The organism is Streptomyces sp. 3214.6 (assembly GCF_900129855.1).
GTDB lineage: Bacteria > Actinomycetota > Actinomycetes > Streptomycetales > Streptomycetaceae > Streptomyces > Streptomyces soliscabiei.
On the sequence record NZ_LT670819.1, the window covers coordinates 4,236,751 to 4,253,506 of the forward strand.

The 16,756-nt window shown below is 71.0% G+C and carries 19 protein-coding genes and 1 pseudogene; 11 read left to right on the forward strand and 9 right to left on the reverse strand.

Annotated features, from left to right (window positions below; genetic code table 11):
• Positions 1-212: 212 nt before the first annotated feature.
• Positions 213-481, reverse strand: a pseudogene (locus tag B5557_RS18920) (flavoprotein); the annotation flags it as partial.
• Positions 478-1,185: a WbqC family protein gene (locus B5557_RS18925; protein ID WP_231976401.1), complete on the reverse strand. Its 708-nt coding sequence runs from the start codon at positions 1,183-1,185 to the stop codon at positions 478-480. The gene B5557_RS18925 and the pseudogene B5557_RS18920, both read right to left, overlap by 4 nt.
• On the opposite strand from B5557_RS18925, the gene B5557_RS45205 reads away from it, so the two are divergent.
• A complete protein-coding gene (locus B5557_RS45205) occupies positions 1,141-1,299 on the forward strand; it encodes a hypothetical protein (protein ID WP_231976402.1) in 159 nt (52 codons plus the stop codon). The genes B5557_RS18925 and B5557_RS45205 overlap by 45 nt on opposite strands.
• The gene (locus tag B5557_RS18930; RefSeq protein WP_231976403.1) at positions 1,296-1,766 is read left to right on the forward strand and encodes an aldehyde dehydrogenase family protein; all 471 of its coding nucleotides are present in this window, start codon (positions 1,296-1,298) and stop codon (positions 1,764-1,766) included. Before B5557_RS45205 ends, B5557_RS18930 begins: the two co-directional genes overlap by 4 nt.
• 218 nt (positions 1,767-1,984) lie before the next feature.
• Here B5557_RS18930 and B5557_RS45210 read toward each other — a convergent pair whose 3' ends face one another.
• The gene (locus B5557_RS45210; protein ID WP_231976404.1) at positions 1,985-2,110 is read right to left on the reverse strand and encodes an AsnC family transcriptional regulator; all 126 of its coding nucleotides are present in this window, start codon (positions 2,108-2,110) and stop codon (positions 1,985-1,987) included.
• Positions 2,111-2,432: 322 nt separating this feature from the next.
• Here B5557_RS45210 and B5557_RS18940 point away from each other — a divergent pair, with 322 nt between their 5' ends.
• From B5557_RS18940 to B5557_RS18960, 5 genes are all read left to right on the forward strand, one after another.
• Positions 2,433-3,032: a TetR/AcrR family transcriptional regulator gene (locus tag B5557_RS18940; RefSeq protein WP_079660581.1), complete on the forward strand. Its 600-nt coding sequence runs from the start codon at positions 2,433-2,435 to the stop codon at positions 3,030-3,032.
• Complete coding sequence (locus tag B5557_RS18945) at positions 3,029-4,012, forward strand: GNAT family N-acetyltransferase (protein ID WP_079660582.1); 984 nt, start codon at positions 3,029-3,031, stop codon at positions 4,010-4,012. Before B5557_RS18940 ends, B5557_RS18945 begins: the two co-directional genes overlap by 4 nt.
• Positions 4,009-5,310: an MDR family MFS transporter gene (locus tag B5557_RS18950; protein WP_231976405.1), complete on the forward strand. Its 1,302-nt coding sequence runs from the start codon at positions 4,009-4,011 to the stop codon at positions 5,308-5,310. Before B5557_RS18945 ends, B5557_RS18950 begins: the two co-directional genes overlap by 4 nt.
• Before the next feature lie 4 nt (positions 5,311-5,314).
• A complete protein-coding gene (locus tag B5557_RS18955) occupies positions 5,315-6,337 on the forward strand; it encodes an alpha/beta fold hydrolase (protein WP_099936181.1) in 1,023 nt (340 codons plus the stop codon).
• A gap of 466 nt (positions 6,338-6,803) precedes the next feature.
• A complete protein-coding gene (locus tag B5557_RS18960; RefSeq protein ID WP_231976406.1) occupies positions 6,804-7,076 on the forward strand; it encodes a TetR/AcrR family transcriptional regulator in 273 nt (90 codons plus the stop codon).
• A gap of 12 nt (positions 7,077-7,088) precedes the next feature.
• On the opposite strand, the gene B5557_RS18965 is transcribed toward B5557_RS18960, so the two are convergent.
• Together B5557_RS18965 and B5557_RS18970 are read right to left on the reverse strand one after the other, a co-directional pair.
• Positions 7,089-7,958 (reverse strand): RNA polymerase sigma-70 factor, encoded by an 870-nt coding sequence (locus B5557_RS18965; RefSeq protein WP_079660585.1) that lies wholly within the window; start codon positions 7,956-7,958, stop codon positions 7,089-7,091.
• Positions 7,955-8,560: a carboxymuconolactone decarboxylase family protein gene (locus tag B5557_RS18970; protein ID WP_079660586.1), complete on the reverse strand. Its 606-nt coding sequence runs from the start codon at positions 8,558-8,560 to the stop codon at positions 7,955-7,957. Before B5557_RS18970 ends, B5557_RS18965 begins: the two co-directional genes overlap by 4 nt.
• A gap of 283 nt (positions 8,561-8,843) precedes the next feature.
• Between B5557_RS18970 and B5557_RS18975 the strand changes: the two genes are divergently transcribed.
• Entirely contained in the window at positions 8,844-10,151 is a 1,308-nt protein-coding gene (locus tag B5557_RS18975) for a chloride channel protein (protein ID WP_107472608.1), read from the forward strand.
• Positions 10,152-10,233: 82 nt separating this feature from the next.
• On the opposite strand, the gene B5557_RS18980 is transcribed toward B5557_RS18975, so the two are convergent.
• The 3 genes from B5557_RS18980 to B5557_RS18990 all read right to left on the reverse strand — a co-directional run bounded on the left by B5557_RS18980 (position 10,234) and on the right by B5557_RS18990 (position 14,242).
• Positions 10,234-11,652 (reverse strand): DUF2252 domain-containing protein, encoded by a 1,419-nt coding sequence (locus B5557_RS18980; RefSeq protein WP_079660588.1) that lies wholly within the window; start codon positions 11,650-11,652, stop codon positions 10,234-10,236.
• Between the two features lie 177 nt (positions 11,653-11,829).
• Positions 11,830-12,624: a YhjD/YihY/BrkB family envelope integrity protein gene (locus B5557_RS18985; protein ID WP_231976407.1), complete on the reverse strand. Its 795-nt coding sequence runs from the start codon at positions 12,622-12,624 to the stop codon at positions 11,830-11,832.
• 283 nt (positions 12,625-12,907) lie between these two features.
• Positions 12,908-14,242, reverse strand: a complete 1,335-nt coding sequence (locus tag B5557_RS18990; RefSeq protein ID WP_231976408.1) for a hypothetical protein — start codon at positions 14,240-14,242, stop codon at positions 12,908-12,910.
• Positions 14,243-14,411: 169 nt separating this feature from the next.
• On the opposite strand from B5557_RS18990, the gene B5557_RS18995 reads away from it, so the two are divergent.
• Positions 14,412-14,834, forward strand: a complete 423-nt coding sequence (locus tag B5557_RS18995) for a DUF6325 family protein (RefSeq protein ID WP_079664872.1) — start codon at positions 14,412-14,414, stop codon at positions 14,832-14,834.
• Positions 14,835-14,883: 49 nt separating this feature from the next.
• Here the strand turns inward: B5557_RS18995 and B5557_RS19000 are convergent, their stop codons facing one another.
• Complete coding sequence (locus B5557_RS19000) at positions 14,884-15,255, reverse strand: hypothetical protein (RefSeq protein WP_143688194.1); 372 nt, start codon at positions 15,253-15,255, stop codon at positions 14,884-14,886.
• Positions 15,256-15,446: 191 nt separating this feature from the next.
• Here B5557_RS19000 and B5557_RS19005 point away from each other — a divergent pair, with 191 nt between their 5' ends.
• Together B5557_RS19005 and B5557_RS19010 are read left to right on the forward strand one after the other, a co-directional pair.
• Positions 15,447-15,731 (forward strand): SHOCT domain-containing protein, encoded by a 285-nt coding sequence (locus B5557_RS19005; RefSeq protein WP_079660591.1) that lies wholly within the window; start codon positions 15,447-15,449, stop codon positions 15,729-15,731.
• A 147-nt stretch (positions 15,732-15,878) separates the two neighbouring features.
• Positions 15,879-16,712 (forward strand): SAM-dependent methyltransferase, encoded by an 834-nt coding sequence (locus tag B5557_RS19010; protein WP_079660592.1) that lies wholly within the window; start codon positions 15,879-15,881, stop codon positions 16,710-16,712.
• Positions 16,713-16,756 lie beyond the last annotated feature (44 nt).

Consider the following 16,756-nt stretch of genomic DNA (forward strand, 5'->3'; position numbering starts at 1 on the left):
TCCCCTGCGAAACCCCAGGTCAGCGCCCTCCCGCCCCCAATCGCTGCACGAGTGGCAGGACTTCAGCCACCGGTTGCATGAGGCGGGGCATCAGCCTTATTGCCTTGTTTGGCCGTGACCTGGGATTTCTTGCGGATCGGGCGGGGTCTTCGGGCCTCGCCCTTTTTGGTGCCGGAGGGGGCCGTCAGGCGGCCAGGGCACTCGCTCGCCAAGGTGGCCGGCGCGATCGCGTCCGCGGGCGGCAGCGGACATGGCTCACCGGGCGTGCACCAGGCCGATCGGATCGGGTAGCCGGTCTGGGCTTCGATCGCCTCGGTGTTCAGGAAGCCGAGGCCCTGTGCGGTGGCGACGACCCGACGTCCCAGTTCCGTTCCTGCGCGGTGGTGATCAGCTTGCCGACATCACCGGCGATGCCGCACGCGCAGACGACGACGTACAGGAAGGGCTTCTTGTCCGGTTCCTTGGTCGTGGGCTCGGTCACGCGTGGGCTCCAGGGTGGTGGGCTTCTCGTTGGGCGGCCAGCTGGTCGGCCAGTGCATCGGGTCCGATCTTGCTCAGGGCCCATAGGCTGCTGGATCGGCGGGCCCACTGCCAGAGCGGGTCATCCACAGGGGTGTGGAAGGGCAGCACGAGAATGCCGTGGGTGTCGAAGGGACGGGCGTCGAGGTAGCGCAGACCACCGGTGCCGCACAGATAGTGGGTGCTGTCGGTGGCTGCCGCGAGGTCGGCGAGGCGCTCGGAGCGGCCTTGCCGGGTCGGGATCGCAGTGCTGTCCTGCACCTTCCCCGACCAGCGGAGAGCGCTGAGCAAGGCGATTGTCGAAGCCCTCGCGACGTCTGCCACACGGTCCGAGTCGTCGAGCGCGTCCAGGACATCGGCCACCGCGCCCCAGTAGGGACTGCGGCCGTAGTACTGGCGGACGAGAAGTTGCACCGTCCGGCGCGAGCGACGCGGATCAACGAGCCGCGCCTGGCTGATCAGCGTCGGGCGCCCGTGGGGAAGGTGCGTCGGGAGCGTGAGCCACTGCTGTCGGGATGGATCGTCCGCGACCCCGAGGTCGTGGCTGCCCAGGCCGATCGCCGCCGAGCAGGGCCGCAGCTCGTGGCCCATCTGGTGGTAATTCCAGATCAGCGTCGCGTCGTGGAACTGCTCGTCGGTGATCTGGCGCTGCTGGTGCTCCGGCACTGGCACTCCCTCGCCCGCGAGGTCTACGAGCGCTTCCGTGACGCCTTCGTCGCCCGCACCAGGCTGCTGCGCATCGGGGACCGCTGGATGAGCGCACGGATGTCGGCCCCATGATCACCCAGGAGGCCGCGGCCGCCACGCGGGCCAAGGTCGACACGGCGGTGGCCGAGGGCGCGGTGCTGCTGTGCGGCAACCACTCCACCGGCGCCCTGTACGCGCCGACCGTCCTGGAAGACGTCCCGGCGACCTGCTCGATCTGGCAGGAGGAGGTGTTCGCCCCGGTCGTCGTGCTGCTGCCGTTCACGTCCTTCGACGACGGCATCGAGCAGGCCAACGCGATCGACTACAGCCTCCACACGGGCATCTCCACCTCGCGCCTGGACCGTGCCCTGAACGCGGCCCGGCTGCTCGAAGCAGGCGGAGTCATGATCAACGACTCGTCCGACTACCGCTTCGACGCCATGCCGTTCGGCGGGTTCAAGTACGGCAGCATGGGCCGCGAGGGCGTGCGCTTCACCTTCGAGGAGATGACCCAGCCCAAGGTCGTCTGCGTCAACCACATCACCAACGCGGTGCGTTGACCGCCTTCCGCCCCGAGCGAGACTCTCTGAGCGGCCGGGAGCAGGTCCTCGGGCTGCTCACTCCGCTGCCGCCGGCCCGTGTTCTCCTCGCGTGCGGTTGACCACCCTGGACAAGGTGAACGTGGTCCTGGCGGTAGACGAATCCAAGCGCGGATACGACGTCGCCGGTGTCACCGCCTGCGCGGACGATGGTGTAGTCGGCGATGTGTCCCTCGCGCTCAAGCCGTTCGATGCGCTGGCGCACGGCGTTGCAGGGACAGCAGCACTCTGGCGGCCAGTTCGGAGTGCGAGACGCGGCCGTTGCGGGTCAGCTCGGCGATGATCTTCTCGTCGATGGCGTCCACAGCGGACCGTCTCCTTCGCGAATCGTGCGAGGTTGCGAACCCTCACGGCAAGCGGGGGTGCCGCAGACCGTGAGGCGGCGCGGCGGCGACAGCCGACCACTCCGACGGCGGCCCAGCACCGCGCGCCACTTTATGCCGTTGTCGACCGGATGGCGGATATGCAGTGGGCATCTCACTGGACCGGGCCCGGCGGCCACAGACACGCCGCCGGCCCAGGCCCGCCCCGAAGATCCAAGGGTCAGGCTCACACAGGCACTGAAGTAGCGGTGTGATACCGTAACAACGGTTACGTAACAGCAGTTACGCGAAGGAGGGGTGCCGGATGCCACGGCAGGTCGACCACGAAGAGCGGCGGGAGGCGATCTCCCAGGCTGTGTGGCGGGTCGTCTCGAACAGTGGCCTGGAGGGGCTGACCCTGCGCGCGGTCGCGACCGCTGCGGGCTGCACCACGGGGATGGTCACCCACTACTTCGCCGGGAAGAAGGAACTGCTGGCCCACGCCCGCACCGAGATGCACCGCCGGATGGCGGCGCGGATCGAAACCCTTCCCACCGGCGAGAGTGCCCGGGACGCCCTGTACGTGGTGGCCGAGCAGGCCCTGCCGCTGGACGACGAGCGGCACCTGGAGGCCGTCGTCTGGTCCCAGTTCCTCCTCAGCACCCGCAACGACCCCGCCCTGCTCGCCGAGCACACCCGCAGCCACGCCTCCTGGATCGACCGCCTCACCGCCCTGGTGCAGGCCGCCTGCCCGGACCGCCCGGAACCAGCGGAGCTCGACACCCGGGTGCGCAGCCTCGTGGCGTGTCTCGACGGCCTCGCGCTGAACGCCGTGACCGACCCGGACGCCTATCCCCCCGCCCTCCAGCGACGCGTCCTGGAGACCCAGCTCGACTTGATCCTCGAAGGGAACCGCACACCGTGACCTCCCCCGACCCGATCATCACCGCCGTCGCGGCCGACGACCCGAGGATCCGACGGCTGGTGCGCGACCTCGACGCCGACCTCGCGGCCCGCTATCCCGACGAGTCCTGCACCGGCGGCGCCCACATCGACCCCGGCATCCGCTTCCTGCTCGCCGAAGTCGACGGCCGACCGGTCGGCTGCTGCGCCGTACAGCCCTTCCCGTCCCTGGACACGGCCGCCGAACTGAAGCGCATGTACGTCGCACCACAGGTCCGCGGCCGGGGAATCGCCGCTCGCCTCCTGGCCGAGGCCGAGCGCACTGCCACCGCCCTCGGCCACTCGGCGATACGCCTGGAGACGGCCGTCCACCAGCCCGAGGCCATCGCGCTGTACACCCGCGCCGGCTACACGCAGATCCCCAACTACCCGCCCTACCAGCACAAGACACTCAGCCGCTGCTACGCCAAGCCCCTGCCGCTGCCCGAGGCGGGGCCCGAGGACAGGGAAGAACTGGTGGCCTTCCTCACGGACCAGGGCCTCTCGCCCCAGGACGTCCTCGCGCCCGGCACCCGGTACTGGCTCACCAGGGACGCGGCCGGGCCGGCCATGGCCATGGGCCTGGAACGGCAGGGCCACCGCGTGCTGCTGCGCAGCGTCGCGGTCCGCCCCGATCTCCGGGGCTGCGGAGCTGCCCGGCGGCTGGTCGAAAGCGCCCTCGCGGAGGCCGCCGCGCAGGGCGGACGTACGGCGTACCTGTTCTCCACGGGCGCTGGGCCCTGGTGGGAGCGGCTCGGCTTTCGCTCCGTTCCCGTCGACGAAGCCGCCGAGGCCCTGTCCGACGCGCCACAGGTCCGCCAGTACCGGGAGACCGGAGAGCTGGCCGGGGAAGCCGCATGGCGGCGAGACCTCATCGACATCGGGACGGGTCACCTCCCACCCACGTACGCGGACCGCTCCACGGCCGACGCCCCGCACACAGTCGCGGCCAGCCGCAGATGAGAGAAACCGTTTCCGGGCTGCCGCGGCCTTTTTGGTGGTTGTGGACGAGCACTCTGATCATTCGCCTCGGCTCCTTCGTCGCCCCGTTCCTGGTCTTGTATCTGACCGCGGAACGCGGCTACACGGCGAGCTTCGCGGGTTTCGTCGCGGCGCTCTTCGGAGCAGGCGGCGCGGTGGCCTCGCTGGTGGCCGGAGTGCTGGCCGACCGAGTGGGGCGGCGTGCCACGCTGCTGATCACGCAGGTGGCGGCGGCCGGGCTGACCGCAGCCCTGGGCTTCGCGTCCACGCCCTTGCTGATCGCGGCGCTCGCGTGCGCGGCCGGCGCGGCGAGCAGCGCCTCCCGCCCCGTGGTGCAGACCGTCATGTCCGATGTGGTCTCCCCCAAGGACCGGGTACGGGCGTTCTCGCTGTACTACTGGGCCGTCAACATCGGCTTCGGCATCGCCGCGGCGAGTGCCGGATTCCTCTCCTCCTACGGATACCGGTGGCTGTTCCTCACCGAGGCGGCAGCGACGCTGCTCTCCGCGCTCGTGCTCGCCGCCAGGCTTCCGGAGACCAAGACCCGCTCGGTGGACGCCGGGGAAGAAGCCGTCGAGGAGAGAGGAACCGGATTCCGGACGGTGCTGCGGGACAGACCGTTCCTGGTGGCCGTCGGCCTGTCCTTCCTTCTGATCATGGTGTTCCAGCAGGCGGCTGTCGGACTGCCGGTGGCCATGGACGGCAGCGGTCTCACCCCGGCCCAGTACGGCCTGGTGATGAGCCTGAACGGCATCCTCATCGTCGTCCTGCAACTGCCGCTCGGCCGCCGACTCGAACGGCTGGAGCCGGGCCGTCCGCTCGTCATCGCCTCCTTGCTGTGCGCAGGCGGCTTCGGCCTCAACACGCTCGCCGGCGGCGCCGCCGTATACGCCGTCGCCGTGGTCGTGTGGACCCTCGGCGAAATCGTGCACTCACCGGTGAACATGGGCCTGATCGCACGGCTCTCCCCAAGCACCGCCCGAGGCCGCTACCAGGGCGTCCACGCACTGTCCTGGGCCACCGCAACCATGGCCGCGCCCCTGTGCGCCGGCGTCGTCATCGACCGCTTCGGCGCCGATGCCCTGTGGGCCGCCTGCACGGTTCTCGGATGCTGCGCCGCCGTCGGTTACTGGGCTCTGCTGCTGCGCAAGCAGGATCGCCGACGCACACCGACCACTGGTCACCACGGCCGTACGACCCGGCGGACCGCATGGCGAGCGCACCATGCTCCATCGCCGCACACCCAGCCCACGCCCAACACCTCGCCCTCGGAGAACTGACCCGATGAGCCGCAACCCGAACCCCGACGACCACTCGGCCGCACCGCGGGCGGACGACCCGGCACCGGGCGGCGCACGGGCGGGCCGCCGAAGATGGGTACGGCGCCTGAGGCGCGTGGCGCTGGGCCTTGTGGTGCCGGCGGTGGTGGTCGGGGCGGTCGGCGCGACGTACGAGGGGCTGGCCGAACGCGAGGACGAGCAGCGGTATCCGGCACCGGGGCGGCTGGTCGATGTCGGTGGGTACCGGCTCCACCTCCACTGCACAGGCACCGGCGGGCGCACCGTGGTGCTCGAAGCAGGCCTGGGAGAATCGTCGGCTGGGTGGGCGACCGTCCAGGAGCAGTTGTCCGACGGCGGGCGTGTCTGCAGCTACGACCGCGCGGGCTACGCGTGGAGCGAGCCCGGACCGAGCCCTCGTACAGCAGGCCGGGAAGCCGAGGAGTTGCACCGCCTGCTCGAGAGGGCCGGTGAGCCGGGGCCGTACGTCCTGGTCGCGCACTCCTACGGCGGACATGTCGTGCGGCTGTTCACCGACCGCTGGCCCCACCTCACCGCCGGGCTGGTGCTCCTGGACGTCAGCGACGAGAACGCCATCACCGCGCTGAAGACCGCCAAACCACTGCTCACCGCGCAGTTCACGCTCGAGAGCTGGGCAGCCCGTCTCGGCGCGGTGCGGCTGTTCGGGGGCGCTCTGATTCCTGACAACGCCCCGCCGCAGGCGCGCCGGGACAGGCCTGTTGTCTACGGGCCCGGTTCCCTGACTGCGGCCGGTGCCGAGGCTGCCGCCAGCGTGGACAGCGCCCGTGAGGTGCAGGCGACCGTCCGCCCCGGAGCCTGGGGCGACAAGCCGGTCCTGGTCATCGCCGCGGCCGGACAGCCGCCGGGAGCGATCGAGGCACAGCGTCGGCTCGCCGCCCTGTCAAGCCGCGGCCGGCTGCTCGTCGCCGACAGCACCGACCACTACGTCCATTACGCTCAACCAGATCTTGTTGTCCGCAGCGTGCGCCAGATCCGGGAGACAAGATGACAGGTGTACCGCCGGTTTCGGGCTTGGCGGTGGAGCAGAGCTGTCTCCTCACCGGCCGCCTGGGCGCCGCCCGCGCTCTGGGCCGACTGCTGGGTGTCCGCGGCACTGGAAGCGTCGGAGCCGGAGTCGGAACCGCCGCAGGCGACGAGCGCGAACATCAGCGCGGCGGCGGGAGCGGCCAGCACGGCACGACGAGGCAGAGCACGCATCGGGGTGTCTCCAAACACTGGGGAATCACTTGCGGGTTCGGAGGCCGGTGCACCGGACCTCCGGGGGATGCCAACGACCCTAGGAACCCGCGGTCGAGAGACAGCCCAGCAGACGGAGAGCGGGAGACCAGCAGATTGCCAATCTTCCGCCACACCACCCGCCGGCCTCAGGAAGTCTCCGTCGGATCGGATCGGCTGTGGGCTCAGCGGTAGTTGAGCTCGGCGAGTTCGGTGGCGAGCTTCTTGGGCAGGGCGGTGTGGCCGAGCAGGGAAAGCGCGATGGTGCGGGCGCCGCGTGGCCAGATCGCCCCGACGCCGGCCGCCGCCCTGGGCCCGGAATCTGCCCGACGCCGGCCGCCGCCCTGGGCCCGGAAACCGCCCGACGCCGGGCCGGACTGGTCTCCGCCCAGCTCCTCGGCCTCGGACTGATCCGCTACCTGCTGCGTCTCCCGGCGGTGACCGCCCTCACCCGGGGCGAGACAGAAGACGGCCTCGCCCCGGCCATCGAGGCCCTCCTCGCGGCGAAGTAGGCGCCGGCGGGCTCACCTGGCGAGTTCGGCCGGTACGTCCAGCCGCGTCAGCTTCCGCGGGTTCCTCATCAGGAAGACGCGGGTGACTCGGCCGTTCTCCACCACGAGGCTCACCGCGGTCGGCTCGCCGTCGACCTCGAACCGGCCCGCGGGCGCGCCGTTGAGCCACACGGTCGTCGTCTCGAACGCGGCCGTCACCCGGTCGGCGCGCGCGAGCACCGCCGCCACCGTCGCGGCCCCGTGGATCGGTGTCAGAGCGGCAGCCGCGAACCCGCCGCCGTCCGCGACCAGCACCACGTCCGGCGCCATGATGTCCAGCAGCTCCCGCACCTGCCCGGTGCGCAGGGCGGCCAGGAACCGTTCCACCACGGCCTGTTGCTCCGTCCGGCTCACCCGCATCCGGGGCCGCCGGGCCGCCACATGGTCGCGGGCCCGCCGCGCGATCTGCCGCACCGCGGCCGCGGACTTCCCGACGGCCGCGGCGATCTCGCCGTACGACAGGTCGAAGACCTCACGGAGCACGAACACCGCACGCTCCGTCGGCCCGAGCGTTTCGAGCACGGTCAGCAGCGCGATCGAGACGCTCTCCGCGAGTTCGACGTCCTCGGCGACATCAGGGCTGGTCAACAGGGGTTCCGGCAGCCACTCGCCGACGTAGTCCTCGCGGCTGCGCGCCACCGTCCGCAGTCGGTTGAGCGCCTGCCGGGTGACGATCCGCACGAGGTACGCCCGCGGATCCCGTACCCCCGCGCGGTCGACGTCGGCCCACCGCAGCCAGGACTCCTGCAGCACGTCCTCCGCGTCGGCCACCGAACCGAGCATCTCGTAGGCGACCGTGAACAGCAGCCGGCGATGGACGACGAAGGGATCCTCGCCGGTCATACCGCCGACGCCCCGCCCGGCGTCACTCCGGACGCCACGCCGGAGGGCGCGGGAGAGCGCGTGGCCAGCGGGATCTCGCACGCGGCGGAGAAGCCCTGCGACGTGACGCCGTTCGCCACGTTGGCCCTGGTCGCCAGGTTGACGTACGCGACGAACGCGGTGAGCTCGACCATCGCCGCCGCGCCGAGCCGCTCCAGCAGGCTCGCGTGCTGTTCGTCGGTGACGGTCGGCGGCGTGTTCGTCATGGCCTCGGCGTACGCCATCACGTCCCGTTCCAGCGGCGTGAACACCTCCGACTCCCGCCAGCGCGGCACCTGGCTCGCCTTGGCCAGGTCCAGGTTCTCGTTCCGCGCCTGGAAGTAGCCGACGTCGAGGCACCAGCTGCAGCCGACCTGTGTCGCGACGGCCATGTGCGCGAACGACTTGAGGCTCGCGTCGGCCGCGCCCCACGCGCCCACCTTGCCCCCGAACTGCAAGCTGTCCTGAGCGACTTGGGGGCTGTGCCACAACACCTCGACGTTCTCGGGCACGGCGCCGAGCTGCTTGATCATGTTTTCCTCGAGCTCGACGGGGAGCTCGGCCTTCGGGACGCGGAGCGCCATGGTGTCCTCCTGGGTTGTCGGTCCGTCCGACATGAAGACACCGGCGGCCCCTCGAATGTGACGACACTCCGCCTGTCCCCGAAGAAGCGACACGCAGACGCCACGGTCCCGCCGGGCGCGGACCGAGCGGGCGGATAACCTCGTGCCGAAATAAGGGGGAAAACGGGGAAATCGCCTGCCGAGTCGACGAGTCCAGGAGGACCCCATCGCCGGGACGAAGCCAGACGCGCCCACCGCGCCCGCGCGGGGCAGCCAGCCGCCGGAAGCCGACCTGCTGGGGACCATGCTGCGGCAGCCCGAATACCGCAGGGCCCTGGTCTTCTGCGGTCTGATCGGTGTTCCGGTGGCGCTGATCGCCTTCTGGTTCCTCGTGACGGTCAACCGGCTGGAACGGCTGATCTGGACGGACTGGCCCAAGGACCTGGGCTGGAAGCAGGCGCCGTGGTGGTGGGGGTTCCCGCTGCTGCTGGTGGCCGGTGTGGTCGTGGGGCTGGTGGTGGCGCGGCTGCCCGGGCGCGGCGGGCACCTTCCCGTCGGCGGTCTGCACTCGGGCGGGGCCACGAAGGAGGCGCTGCCCGGGGTGCTCATCGCCGCCCTGGCCGGTCTGCCGCTCGGCGCCGTGCTCGGTCCGGAAGCGCCGCTGATCGCCCTGGGCGGCGGTCTGGCCCTGCTCTTCGCGAGCTTCGTACGAGCGCCGCGGACGGAGGCGGGCACGGCGTTGCTCGGCGCGGCCGGCGCCGCCGCGGCGATCTCGGCGCTCTTCGGGAACCCGCTGGTGGGCGCGGTGCTCCTGATGGAGGTGGCCGGGGTGGGCGGGCCGCAACTGTTCGCGGTGATGCTGCCCGTGCTGCTGTCCAGCGGGGTCGGCGACCTGGTCTTCACCGGGTTCGTCCACTGGACCGGTCTGCAGGCCGGGAGCCTGGACATCGGGCTGCCCAAGCCGCCGCCGCTCGACTGGGCGGACGTCCTGTGGGTCCTGCTGATCGCGCCCGCGCTCGCTTTCCTGATCCACTGGATCTTCGTGGTCGGCAGATACACGGCCCGCTTCGTGACGTCCTGGACGGTACGGAACACCACCCTGTGCGCGCTCGGCGTGGCGTGCTGCACCGCCCTCTACGCCGTTTCCACGGGCCGCACCCCCGCCGAGGCCGCGCTGTCCGGGGAGAGCACGCTGGCGAAGCTGGCGCAGGACGCGCACGCCTGGTCCGTGGGCGCGCTCGTCGCGGTGCTGGTGTTCAAGGGGCTCGCCTACGCGCTCTGTCTGGGCAGCCTGCGCGGCGGTCCCGTGTTCCCCGCGCTGTTCCTGGGCGGGGCGGCCGGAACCCTGCTGGCACCGCTGCCGGGCTTCGGTCTGGTGCCGGCGATGGCCGCCGGGATGGCGGCGTCCGTGACGGCGGCCCTGCGGCTGCCCGTCAGCAGCGCGGTGCTGGTCGTCCTGCTGCTGGGCAACGTGGACACGGTGGCGCTCGTCGTGCTCGCGGCGGTGGTGTCCTTCGCCCTGACCCAGTTGCTGCCACAGCGCCCGGCCGTGCCCGCGTTCAGCGGGCCGCCAACCGGTCGAGCGCCTCGTCGAGGGTCGTCGCGGCCATGATGAGCGACAGATGAGTGAAGGGTCCCGACCCCTGTCACGCGTGCACGCGTTCAGGCGTGCACGCGTTCAGGCGTGCACGCGTTCAGGCGGCTTCGGCGGGGACCCGGCCCGCCGCGATGGCGTCGAGGAGAGCCTGGTGGTCCTTCTCGTTCTGGTCCGCGTACAGCTCGGCGAAGGTCGCCAGCGCGCGGTCGAATACATCGGCGCGGCCCAGGTAGGCGGCGATGGCGATACGGTCGCCCGACCGGGCGTGGGCGCGGGCCAGCGTGGCGCCGCACAGCTGCCCGAACAGGGCCATCCGCTTGGGCGACATGTTCTCGGCGACAGCGATGCCCTTCCAGTCCCTGAGCTGACGGACATAGAAGTCCCGGCGGCGTCCGTCGATGCCCGTGGCGCGCTCCCAGCCGAGGAAGATGTCGCTGGTGGCCTGCATCAGCCGCTGTCCGGCGACGACCCGCTCGCCCTGGGTGCGGAATCCGCCGGCGCCGACGTAGGGCGCGAGCACCGACTCGTCGGCCTCCTTCGCCTGGAGGAACAGCGGGTCCTCGTCGTCCTTGCCGAGCAGCAGGATGATCCAGCAGCGGGTTCCGACGCTGCCCACGCCGACCACCTTGCGGGCGATGTCGGCGACGCGGTAGCTCTCCAGCAGGAACCGGCGGTCGGTCTGGAGGGACTGGCCGTACCGCTCGACGAGCCTGCTGATCTCCGTCTCCAGCGTGTGGCCCTCGGTCTTCGGCAGCAGGTTCTCGAGCCGGATCAGGAGCGGGGGGTCGTTGGCGATTCTGCGCTTGCCGTCGACCACATGGGTGAGCTTGTCGAAGACCTGGAGCGTGTCGTGCGCCTGCGCCTTCTCCCGGGTCTCCGCCCAGCGTTCGCGGGTCTTGGCGTCGAGGTCCACGTCGAACTGCTGTTGCAGTTCGTCCGCCTCGAAGCGGGTGTACCAGACGTCGAGATTGCCCCGGTCCGCGAACTCCCGCATCCGTTCGCGGTACGACCGTACGGCGGCCCGCACCACGGACGCCCGTTCCTTGGAGCTGAACCCGTTGGCGCGGCCTGCGATGACCAGGCTGGCCGCGAGCCGCTTGACGTCCCACTCCCACGGGCCGGGCAGGGTCTCGTCGAAGTCGTTGATGTCGAACATCAGCCGGCGTTCCGGGGAGGCCAGCAGCCGGAAGTTCAGCATGTGCGCATCACCGCAGCACTGGACCCTGATGCCGGTGCGGGGCGTCTCGGCGAGGTCCGCGGCCATGATGGCGGCGGCTCCCCGGTAGAAGCGGAACGGTGACTCGCTCATCCGCCCGTAGCGGATCGGGACGAGTTCCGGGACCCGCTTCGCCGACTGCGCGTCGATGATGTCCACCGGGTCGGTGCGCTTCGGCGGCGGAGTGAACTCGGCGTGCGCGGACCGGGGTACGGCGGCCCGGGCGACTCTGCCGCGCTCGGCGCGTTCCTTCGGGGTGCGGTGGCGCAGTTCGTGGCCGGTGGGGTTGTTGTCACTCATTGCAGACGCTCCACGATGTGGTCGCCGACGCGCAGGGCGTCGGCGTTGGCCGTCAGCGACGGGGTGACGACGTCGTAGCGCCGCGCTTCGGACATGCCGGGTCGTCCTGCCGGGTCGTCCTGCCGGGTCGTCCTGCCGGAGGAACTGGACCGTCCTGTCGGAGGAATTGGTCGCCCGCTATCCGTCTTCCAACGTATCGCCGGTGGATGGGCGCGGCGACTCGGGTCCGCCCAGCCGCCGGGCCACCGCGGGTTCGCGGGCGATCACCGCACCGGCGGTGATGCAGAGGGTCACGACCGCGCACAGCGCGATGAGCCACGACAGCAGGGTGAAGACGGCGCCCAGCGAACCGTACTTGTCGAAGCTGTGGTTGAGGGCCCGCGGTACGTACAGGTGCGCGACCGAGGTGAGGACGCTCAGGGCCCCGCCCGCCAGGAGCGCGCCCGGCAACAGCGCCAACCAGGGCAGCCGGGCGATGAGCAGCAGGTGCTGTGTCCACCACCACATGAGGGTCTCGGCGACCAGCAGCAGCGGCAGGCCCAGCCACAGCCCGAGACCGAAGCCGCCCCGCAGGGCGCCCTGCACCGAGATCATGACCAGCCATGCGGCAAGCCACGCGATCCAGCGCCAGGCGGCCATCCGCGCGCCCGTCCTGGGCAGGCTCCAGGCGCGCTCACAGAGCCGCTGCATGGCACGGCTGCACGCGGTGGCCGAGATCAGCACCATCAGCCCGCCGACGACACCGGTGGTCTGACTCAGTTCGGACGTGCCGCCCGTCAGGACCTGCTCCAGCTGGGCCTTCGCGCTTCCGGTCAGTCCGAAGACGTCGGTCACGGAGCTGACAAGCTGGTCGCGCAGCGCCTGCGGGGCGACGGACGCCACCACGAAGAGCAGCGGTACGGCGGTGAGAAACGTCTGGGCGGCCAGGCGGGTCGCGGAGTCCAGCACGTTCACCGAGATCAGATGCTCCATGAGATGTGTGATCACCGGAAACCGTGTCTCGGCCCGGACCCGCAGTCCGGCCGCCCGGGCCCCGACCGCCGCGCCCCGCGCACGCCACCGCTCCCGGCGGGACCGGGGCGCCGGACGGTCCCGTGGGGGCTGCCCCGCAGGTTGCATACTGCCAGCGTGCCCCGGACCACGCCCTCCCGGCCTGCGGCGGGAGCGCTACGGGGGCCGAACGGGTGAGAACGGCAGTGCTGCCGCCCGCCCGCCTCGCCCAGGTGACCACGGGCACCGCCGGACCGTGCCGGTGTCACGCGGGACCGGTGTCCAGGAACTCGCGCAGCGCGAAGGCGACCAGCACGATCACCGCCGTCCAGAGCACCACCGCCATGGTCGGATAGCTCCACGTGAACAGGACGACCGCGGCCACGGCCAGGATCACCGCCCCGATCCAGCCCTTGAAGCGGTGCACGAACCCGCCCACCGCGCCCAGGCGCAGCCCCGCCGAGGTCGCCACCTCGCGCCCCGCTCCGATGCCCTTGGTGCAGAAGTGCCGGGTGAACACGGCGGGCCGGGAGGGGCCGACAAGGAACGCGCCGAGGGCCGTGACCACGGCCAGCGCCCCGACCGCCCGGATGCTGGAGCGCAGGAAGCGCACCAGCGCGTCGTAGACGGAGCCCGCGGCATCCGAGTTCGTCCCCGGTGGCAGGTGGTCCAGATACACGGCGCGGAACACGGCGAGCACCACGCCCAGGAGCACCATGGCGAGGAACACCCCGATGGCGGCCCCGATCAGCGCCCGCCGCCGGTGGGTGGCCAGGAACACTCCCCCGGCGGCGATCAGCACCGCGATGATCGGCAGCCAGTCGCCGATGATCTGGAGCACCCTCAGATACGACTTGATCTTGCCGATGTCCTTGCCCTCGACGACGACGAAGTCCGTGTGCACGTCGGGGATCTTCGCCGCCACCGCGAGTCCCGCATCGACGAGCCGCTGCTTCACCTGCGCCACGATGGGCGCGACGTCGATGGCGACCTGGTTGTTCTTCACCTGTACCGCGCCGCCGCCCGAGCCGGTCAGCGCCTTGTCGACGGCACTGTGGGCCAGGCGGTTGGCGTTCGTCCAGGCCGTCTCGAACGCAGAACTGGAGACGACCCTCATCACGGTGTGGCTCACCAGTTCCTTCAGACCGCTGTTGATGGGGCCGCTCAGGTTGTCGATGAGGCTCGCGGCCTTCGGCGGCACGCCCTTCTGCGACGCGGCCCGGCTCAGCTCCGCGACCAGGGCGTCCACGTCGATCTGCTGGAGTACGACGTTGGTGACGCGGGTGGTGACGGCCTGCTGGACGTCGGGGTCGGAGGCCAGCGGCGCCACGGTGGCGACGTAGCGGTCGGTGTCGCGGATGATGCTGTTCGCCCAGACCGCGACCACGGCGAGCAGCGCCAGCAGCGACGCCAGGATGATCAGCAGGACCGATCCCAGCGCTCGCAGTCGGTGTTTCGGTTCGTGCCGGGCGCGCTCCAACTCGCTGAGGCGGCGATGCAGTTCGTCCAGCTCCCGGTCCTTCTGGGCCAGCCGGGGTTCCTCGGCGGAGCCCTCGGAGGGGCCCTCGGGCCGTGGCGGGGGTGTATCGCTGCCAGTCATGCCTTCGAGGAGATCGCCGAGAGGGCGGTCCGGCGAGCCGGGAGGATCCGGTCAGGTGATCGCGCACCGGGTGCGACGGCCCATACCGGGTGATGCAATGGCAGTCAGGGGCCGCCACACGAGCACCAGAGGTGAAACCGTGAGCGAGCAGAGCGAGCAACTCGAAGAGATGGGACCCGTCGACTACGTGGTGGTGGAGTTCCCCGGCAACCGGATGACGGGCGAGGGCTTTCCACTTCTGGTCGATCTGGTGGACCGCGGCCTCATCCGGATCCTGGACCTGATGTTCATCAGGAAGGAGGAGGACGGCTCGGTGACCGCCCTGGAGATCGCAGATCTCACCGGTGACGGCAAGCTCGACCTCGCCGTCTTCGAAGGCGCCCATTCCGGTCTGCTCGGCCAGGACGACCTGGAGGAGGCCGCCGCGGCCGTCGAGCCGGGCAACTCCGCCGGGCTGCTGATCTACGAGAACGTGTGGGCGGCGCCTTTCGCGGCCGCTCTGCGGCGCGGCGGCGCCGAGCTGGTCGCCTCCGGACGGCTGCCCGTGCAGGCGATCCTCTCCTCGCTGGAAGCGGCCGAGGCCGCCTCCTGAGGTGACGGCCGGGGACGGGCGGCCCGACGGCCGGGCGACGGCCGCGCGCTCAGCCGCCTCCGCCGACGACGGAGTAGCTCAGCCACGGGGACTGGCCGGGCGTGTACTGCACGGACAGCTGCGTCCCGAGATAGAAGCTCTCTCCGCCGACCCGGCCGCTCTGGTCGTCGCCGGCTTCGGTCAGCACGCAGTCCGCGTTGGCGTAGAGCCGGATGTCGTCGACCGTGTAGTTCCACACGTTGTGGGCGCCGCCCGGCAGGAGGTGGCAGCCCTCGTCAGGCGGGCTCTGGAGCTTCACCACCCGCTTCGCCGTGGTGGTGTACTCGATCGTGCCCATGGCGGATTGCTCCGCACAGCCCGCGACGGCGAGCAGGAGAGCTACGGCTCCGGCCCGACGGCCGGCCCGGCTACGACAGATCATGGTGACGAGTCCTCGTCTGTGCGGGAGGCCAGCGGGAAACCTGAGGCCTCTTCGACCCAGCCTGCCGTGACCTGCGGCCCCCGGCACCCGGGGCAGGACCGGTCGGCTGAATCTCGGACGGCGTCCCGGAATCGCGGCCGCCCTCACACGGTGGTCCAATGGAATTACCTACGGACGAGAGAGGCTGGGCCATGCCAGGTCTTCTTCGCGGAGTCGCCCGCACCGCGGTCGTCGCGGGTACGGCGACCGCCGTCTCCAACCGTGTGTCGCGCCGTCAGCAGGGACGCTGGGCGGCCCAGGAGGGCTACCGGGAACCCCCGCGGCAGTCCTACGAGCAGCCGCAGCAGGCCGCGCCGTCGCAGGCCGACGACATGAACAGCAAGCTCGACCAGCTCAAGGAGCTCGGCGAGCTCAAGAAGCAAGGGGTGCTCACCGAGGCCGAGTTCGCGGAGCAGAAGCGCAGGCTGCTCGGCTGAGCCGGGTCGGGCTCCGTCGCCCGGACAACTGCCCTGGAGCAGGCCGTGGTTGGCCGACACCGAAGGCATGCCAGGATGATGATCCGACAGTCACTCATCACGGTTCATCCGGCGGCAGGACACGAAGTCCAGGACGGAGCCAGGCAGATGGCCTCTCCCCTCAGCGGCGACGGCAACAGCAGCGGCGACGGCGTCTCCCTGAAGATCGACACGAGCAAGCCGCACCCGGCCCGGATGTACGACTACTTCCTCGGCGGCAAGGACAACTACGAGGTCGACCAGGAGGCCGCCGAGCGGTTCATCAAGGCGGCGCCGGAGGTCCGGCTCGCCGTCCGGGCGAACCGGACCTTCATGCACCGTGCCGTGCGGCACGTCGTCGCCGAGGGCGGCGTCCGGCAGATCCTCGACATCGGCACGGGCCTGCCGACCGAGCCCAACGTGCACCAGATCGCGCGCGCCATCGCCCCCGAGACCCGCGTGGCCTACGTCGACAACGACCCGATCGTCAGCGCCCACTCACGGACCCTGCTGGACGACGACGACCACACCTCCGTCGTCCTGGCCGACCTGCGCGACCCCCGGGCCATCCTCGACCACCCCGACGTGCGCAGGGTCATCGACTTCGACGAGCCGGTGGCGCTGCTGCTGGTGGCCATCCTGCACTTCATCACCGAGGAGGAGGATCCGGCCGCCATCGTCGCCGCCTTCCTCGACGCGCTGCCGGCCGGCTCCTACCTCGTCCTGTCCCACGCGACGGTCGACATCCACGACAACGACCGCGAGGACGCGGTGAAGGTCTACAACAACGCCACCGCCACCATGAACCCCCGCGACCACGGCCGCGTCCTGGAGTTCTTCGGCGGCCTCACCCTCGCCGACCCGGGTCTGGTCCTGGTCCCGCACTGGCGCCCCGACGAGCCCCCGCAGCAGGACGCCCCGCCGATCGGCATCTACGGCGGAGTCGCCCGCAAGGACGGCTGAGGTCCGGCGAACGGTTCGCGCCGGCGAACGGTTCTGTCCGGGGA

Bases quoted from the DNA above. Each gene is read 5' to 3' on its own strand.
- B5557_RS18985 (WP_231976407.1), bottom strand. From the start codon at position 12,624: ATGGAGCATCTGATCTCGGTGAACGTGCTGGACTCCGCGACCCGCCTG.
- B5557_RS18980 (WP_079660588.1), bottom strand. From the start codon at position 11,652: ATGAGTGACAACAACCCCACCGGCCACGAACTGCGCCACCGCACCCCG.
- B5557_RS18930 (WP_231976403.1), top strand. From the start codon at position 1,296: ATGATCACCCAGGAGGCCGCGGCCGCCACGCGGGCCAAGGTCGACACG.
- B5557_RS19010 (WP_079660592.1), top strand. From the start codon at position 15,879: ATGGCCTCTCCCCTCAGCGGCGACGGCAACAGCAGCGGCGACGGCGTC.
- B5557_RS18955 (WP_099936181.1), top strand. From the start codon at position 5,315: ATGAGCCGCAACCCGAACCCCGACGACCACTCGGCCGCACCGCGGGCG.
- B5557_RS18940 (WP_079660581.1), top strand. From the start codon at position 2,433: ATGCCACGGCAGGTCGACCACGAAGAGCGGCGGGAGGCGATCTCCCAG.
- B5557_RS18970 (WP_079660586.1), bottom strand. From the start codon at position 8,560: ATGGCGCTCCGCGTCCCGAAGGCCGAGCTCCCCGTCGAGCTCGAGGAA.
- B5557_RS19005 (WP_079660591.1), top strand. From the start codon at position 15,447: ATGCCAGGTCTTCTTCGCGGAGTCGCCCGCACCGCGGTCGTCGCGGGT.
- B5557_RS19000 (WP_143688194.1), bottom strand. From the start codon at position 15,255: ATGATCTGTCGTAGCCGGGCCGGCCGTCGGGCCGGAGCCGTAGCTCTC.
- B5557_RS18950 (WP_231976405.1), top strand. From the start codon at position 4,009: ATGAGAGAAACCGTTTCCGGGCTGCCGCGGCCTTTTTGGTGGTTGTGG.
- B5557_RS18975 (WP_107472608.1), top strand. From the start codon at position 8,844: ATGCTGCGGCAGCCCGAATACCGCAGGGCCCTGGTCTTCTGCGGTCTG.
- B5557_RS18995 (WP_079664872.1), top strand. From the start codon at position 14,412: ATGGGACCCGTCGACTACGTGGTGGTGGAGTTCCCCGGCAACCGGATG.
- B5557_RS18965 (WP_079660585.1), bottom strand. From the start codon at position 7,958: ATGACCGGCGAGGATCCCTTCGTCGTCCATCGCCGGCTGCTGTTCACG.
- B5557_RS18990 (WP_231976408.1), bottom strand. From the start codon at position 14,242: ATGACTGGCAGCGATACACCCCCGCCACGGCCCGAGGGCCCCTCCGAG.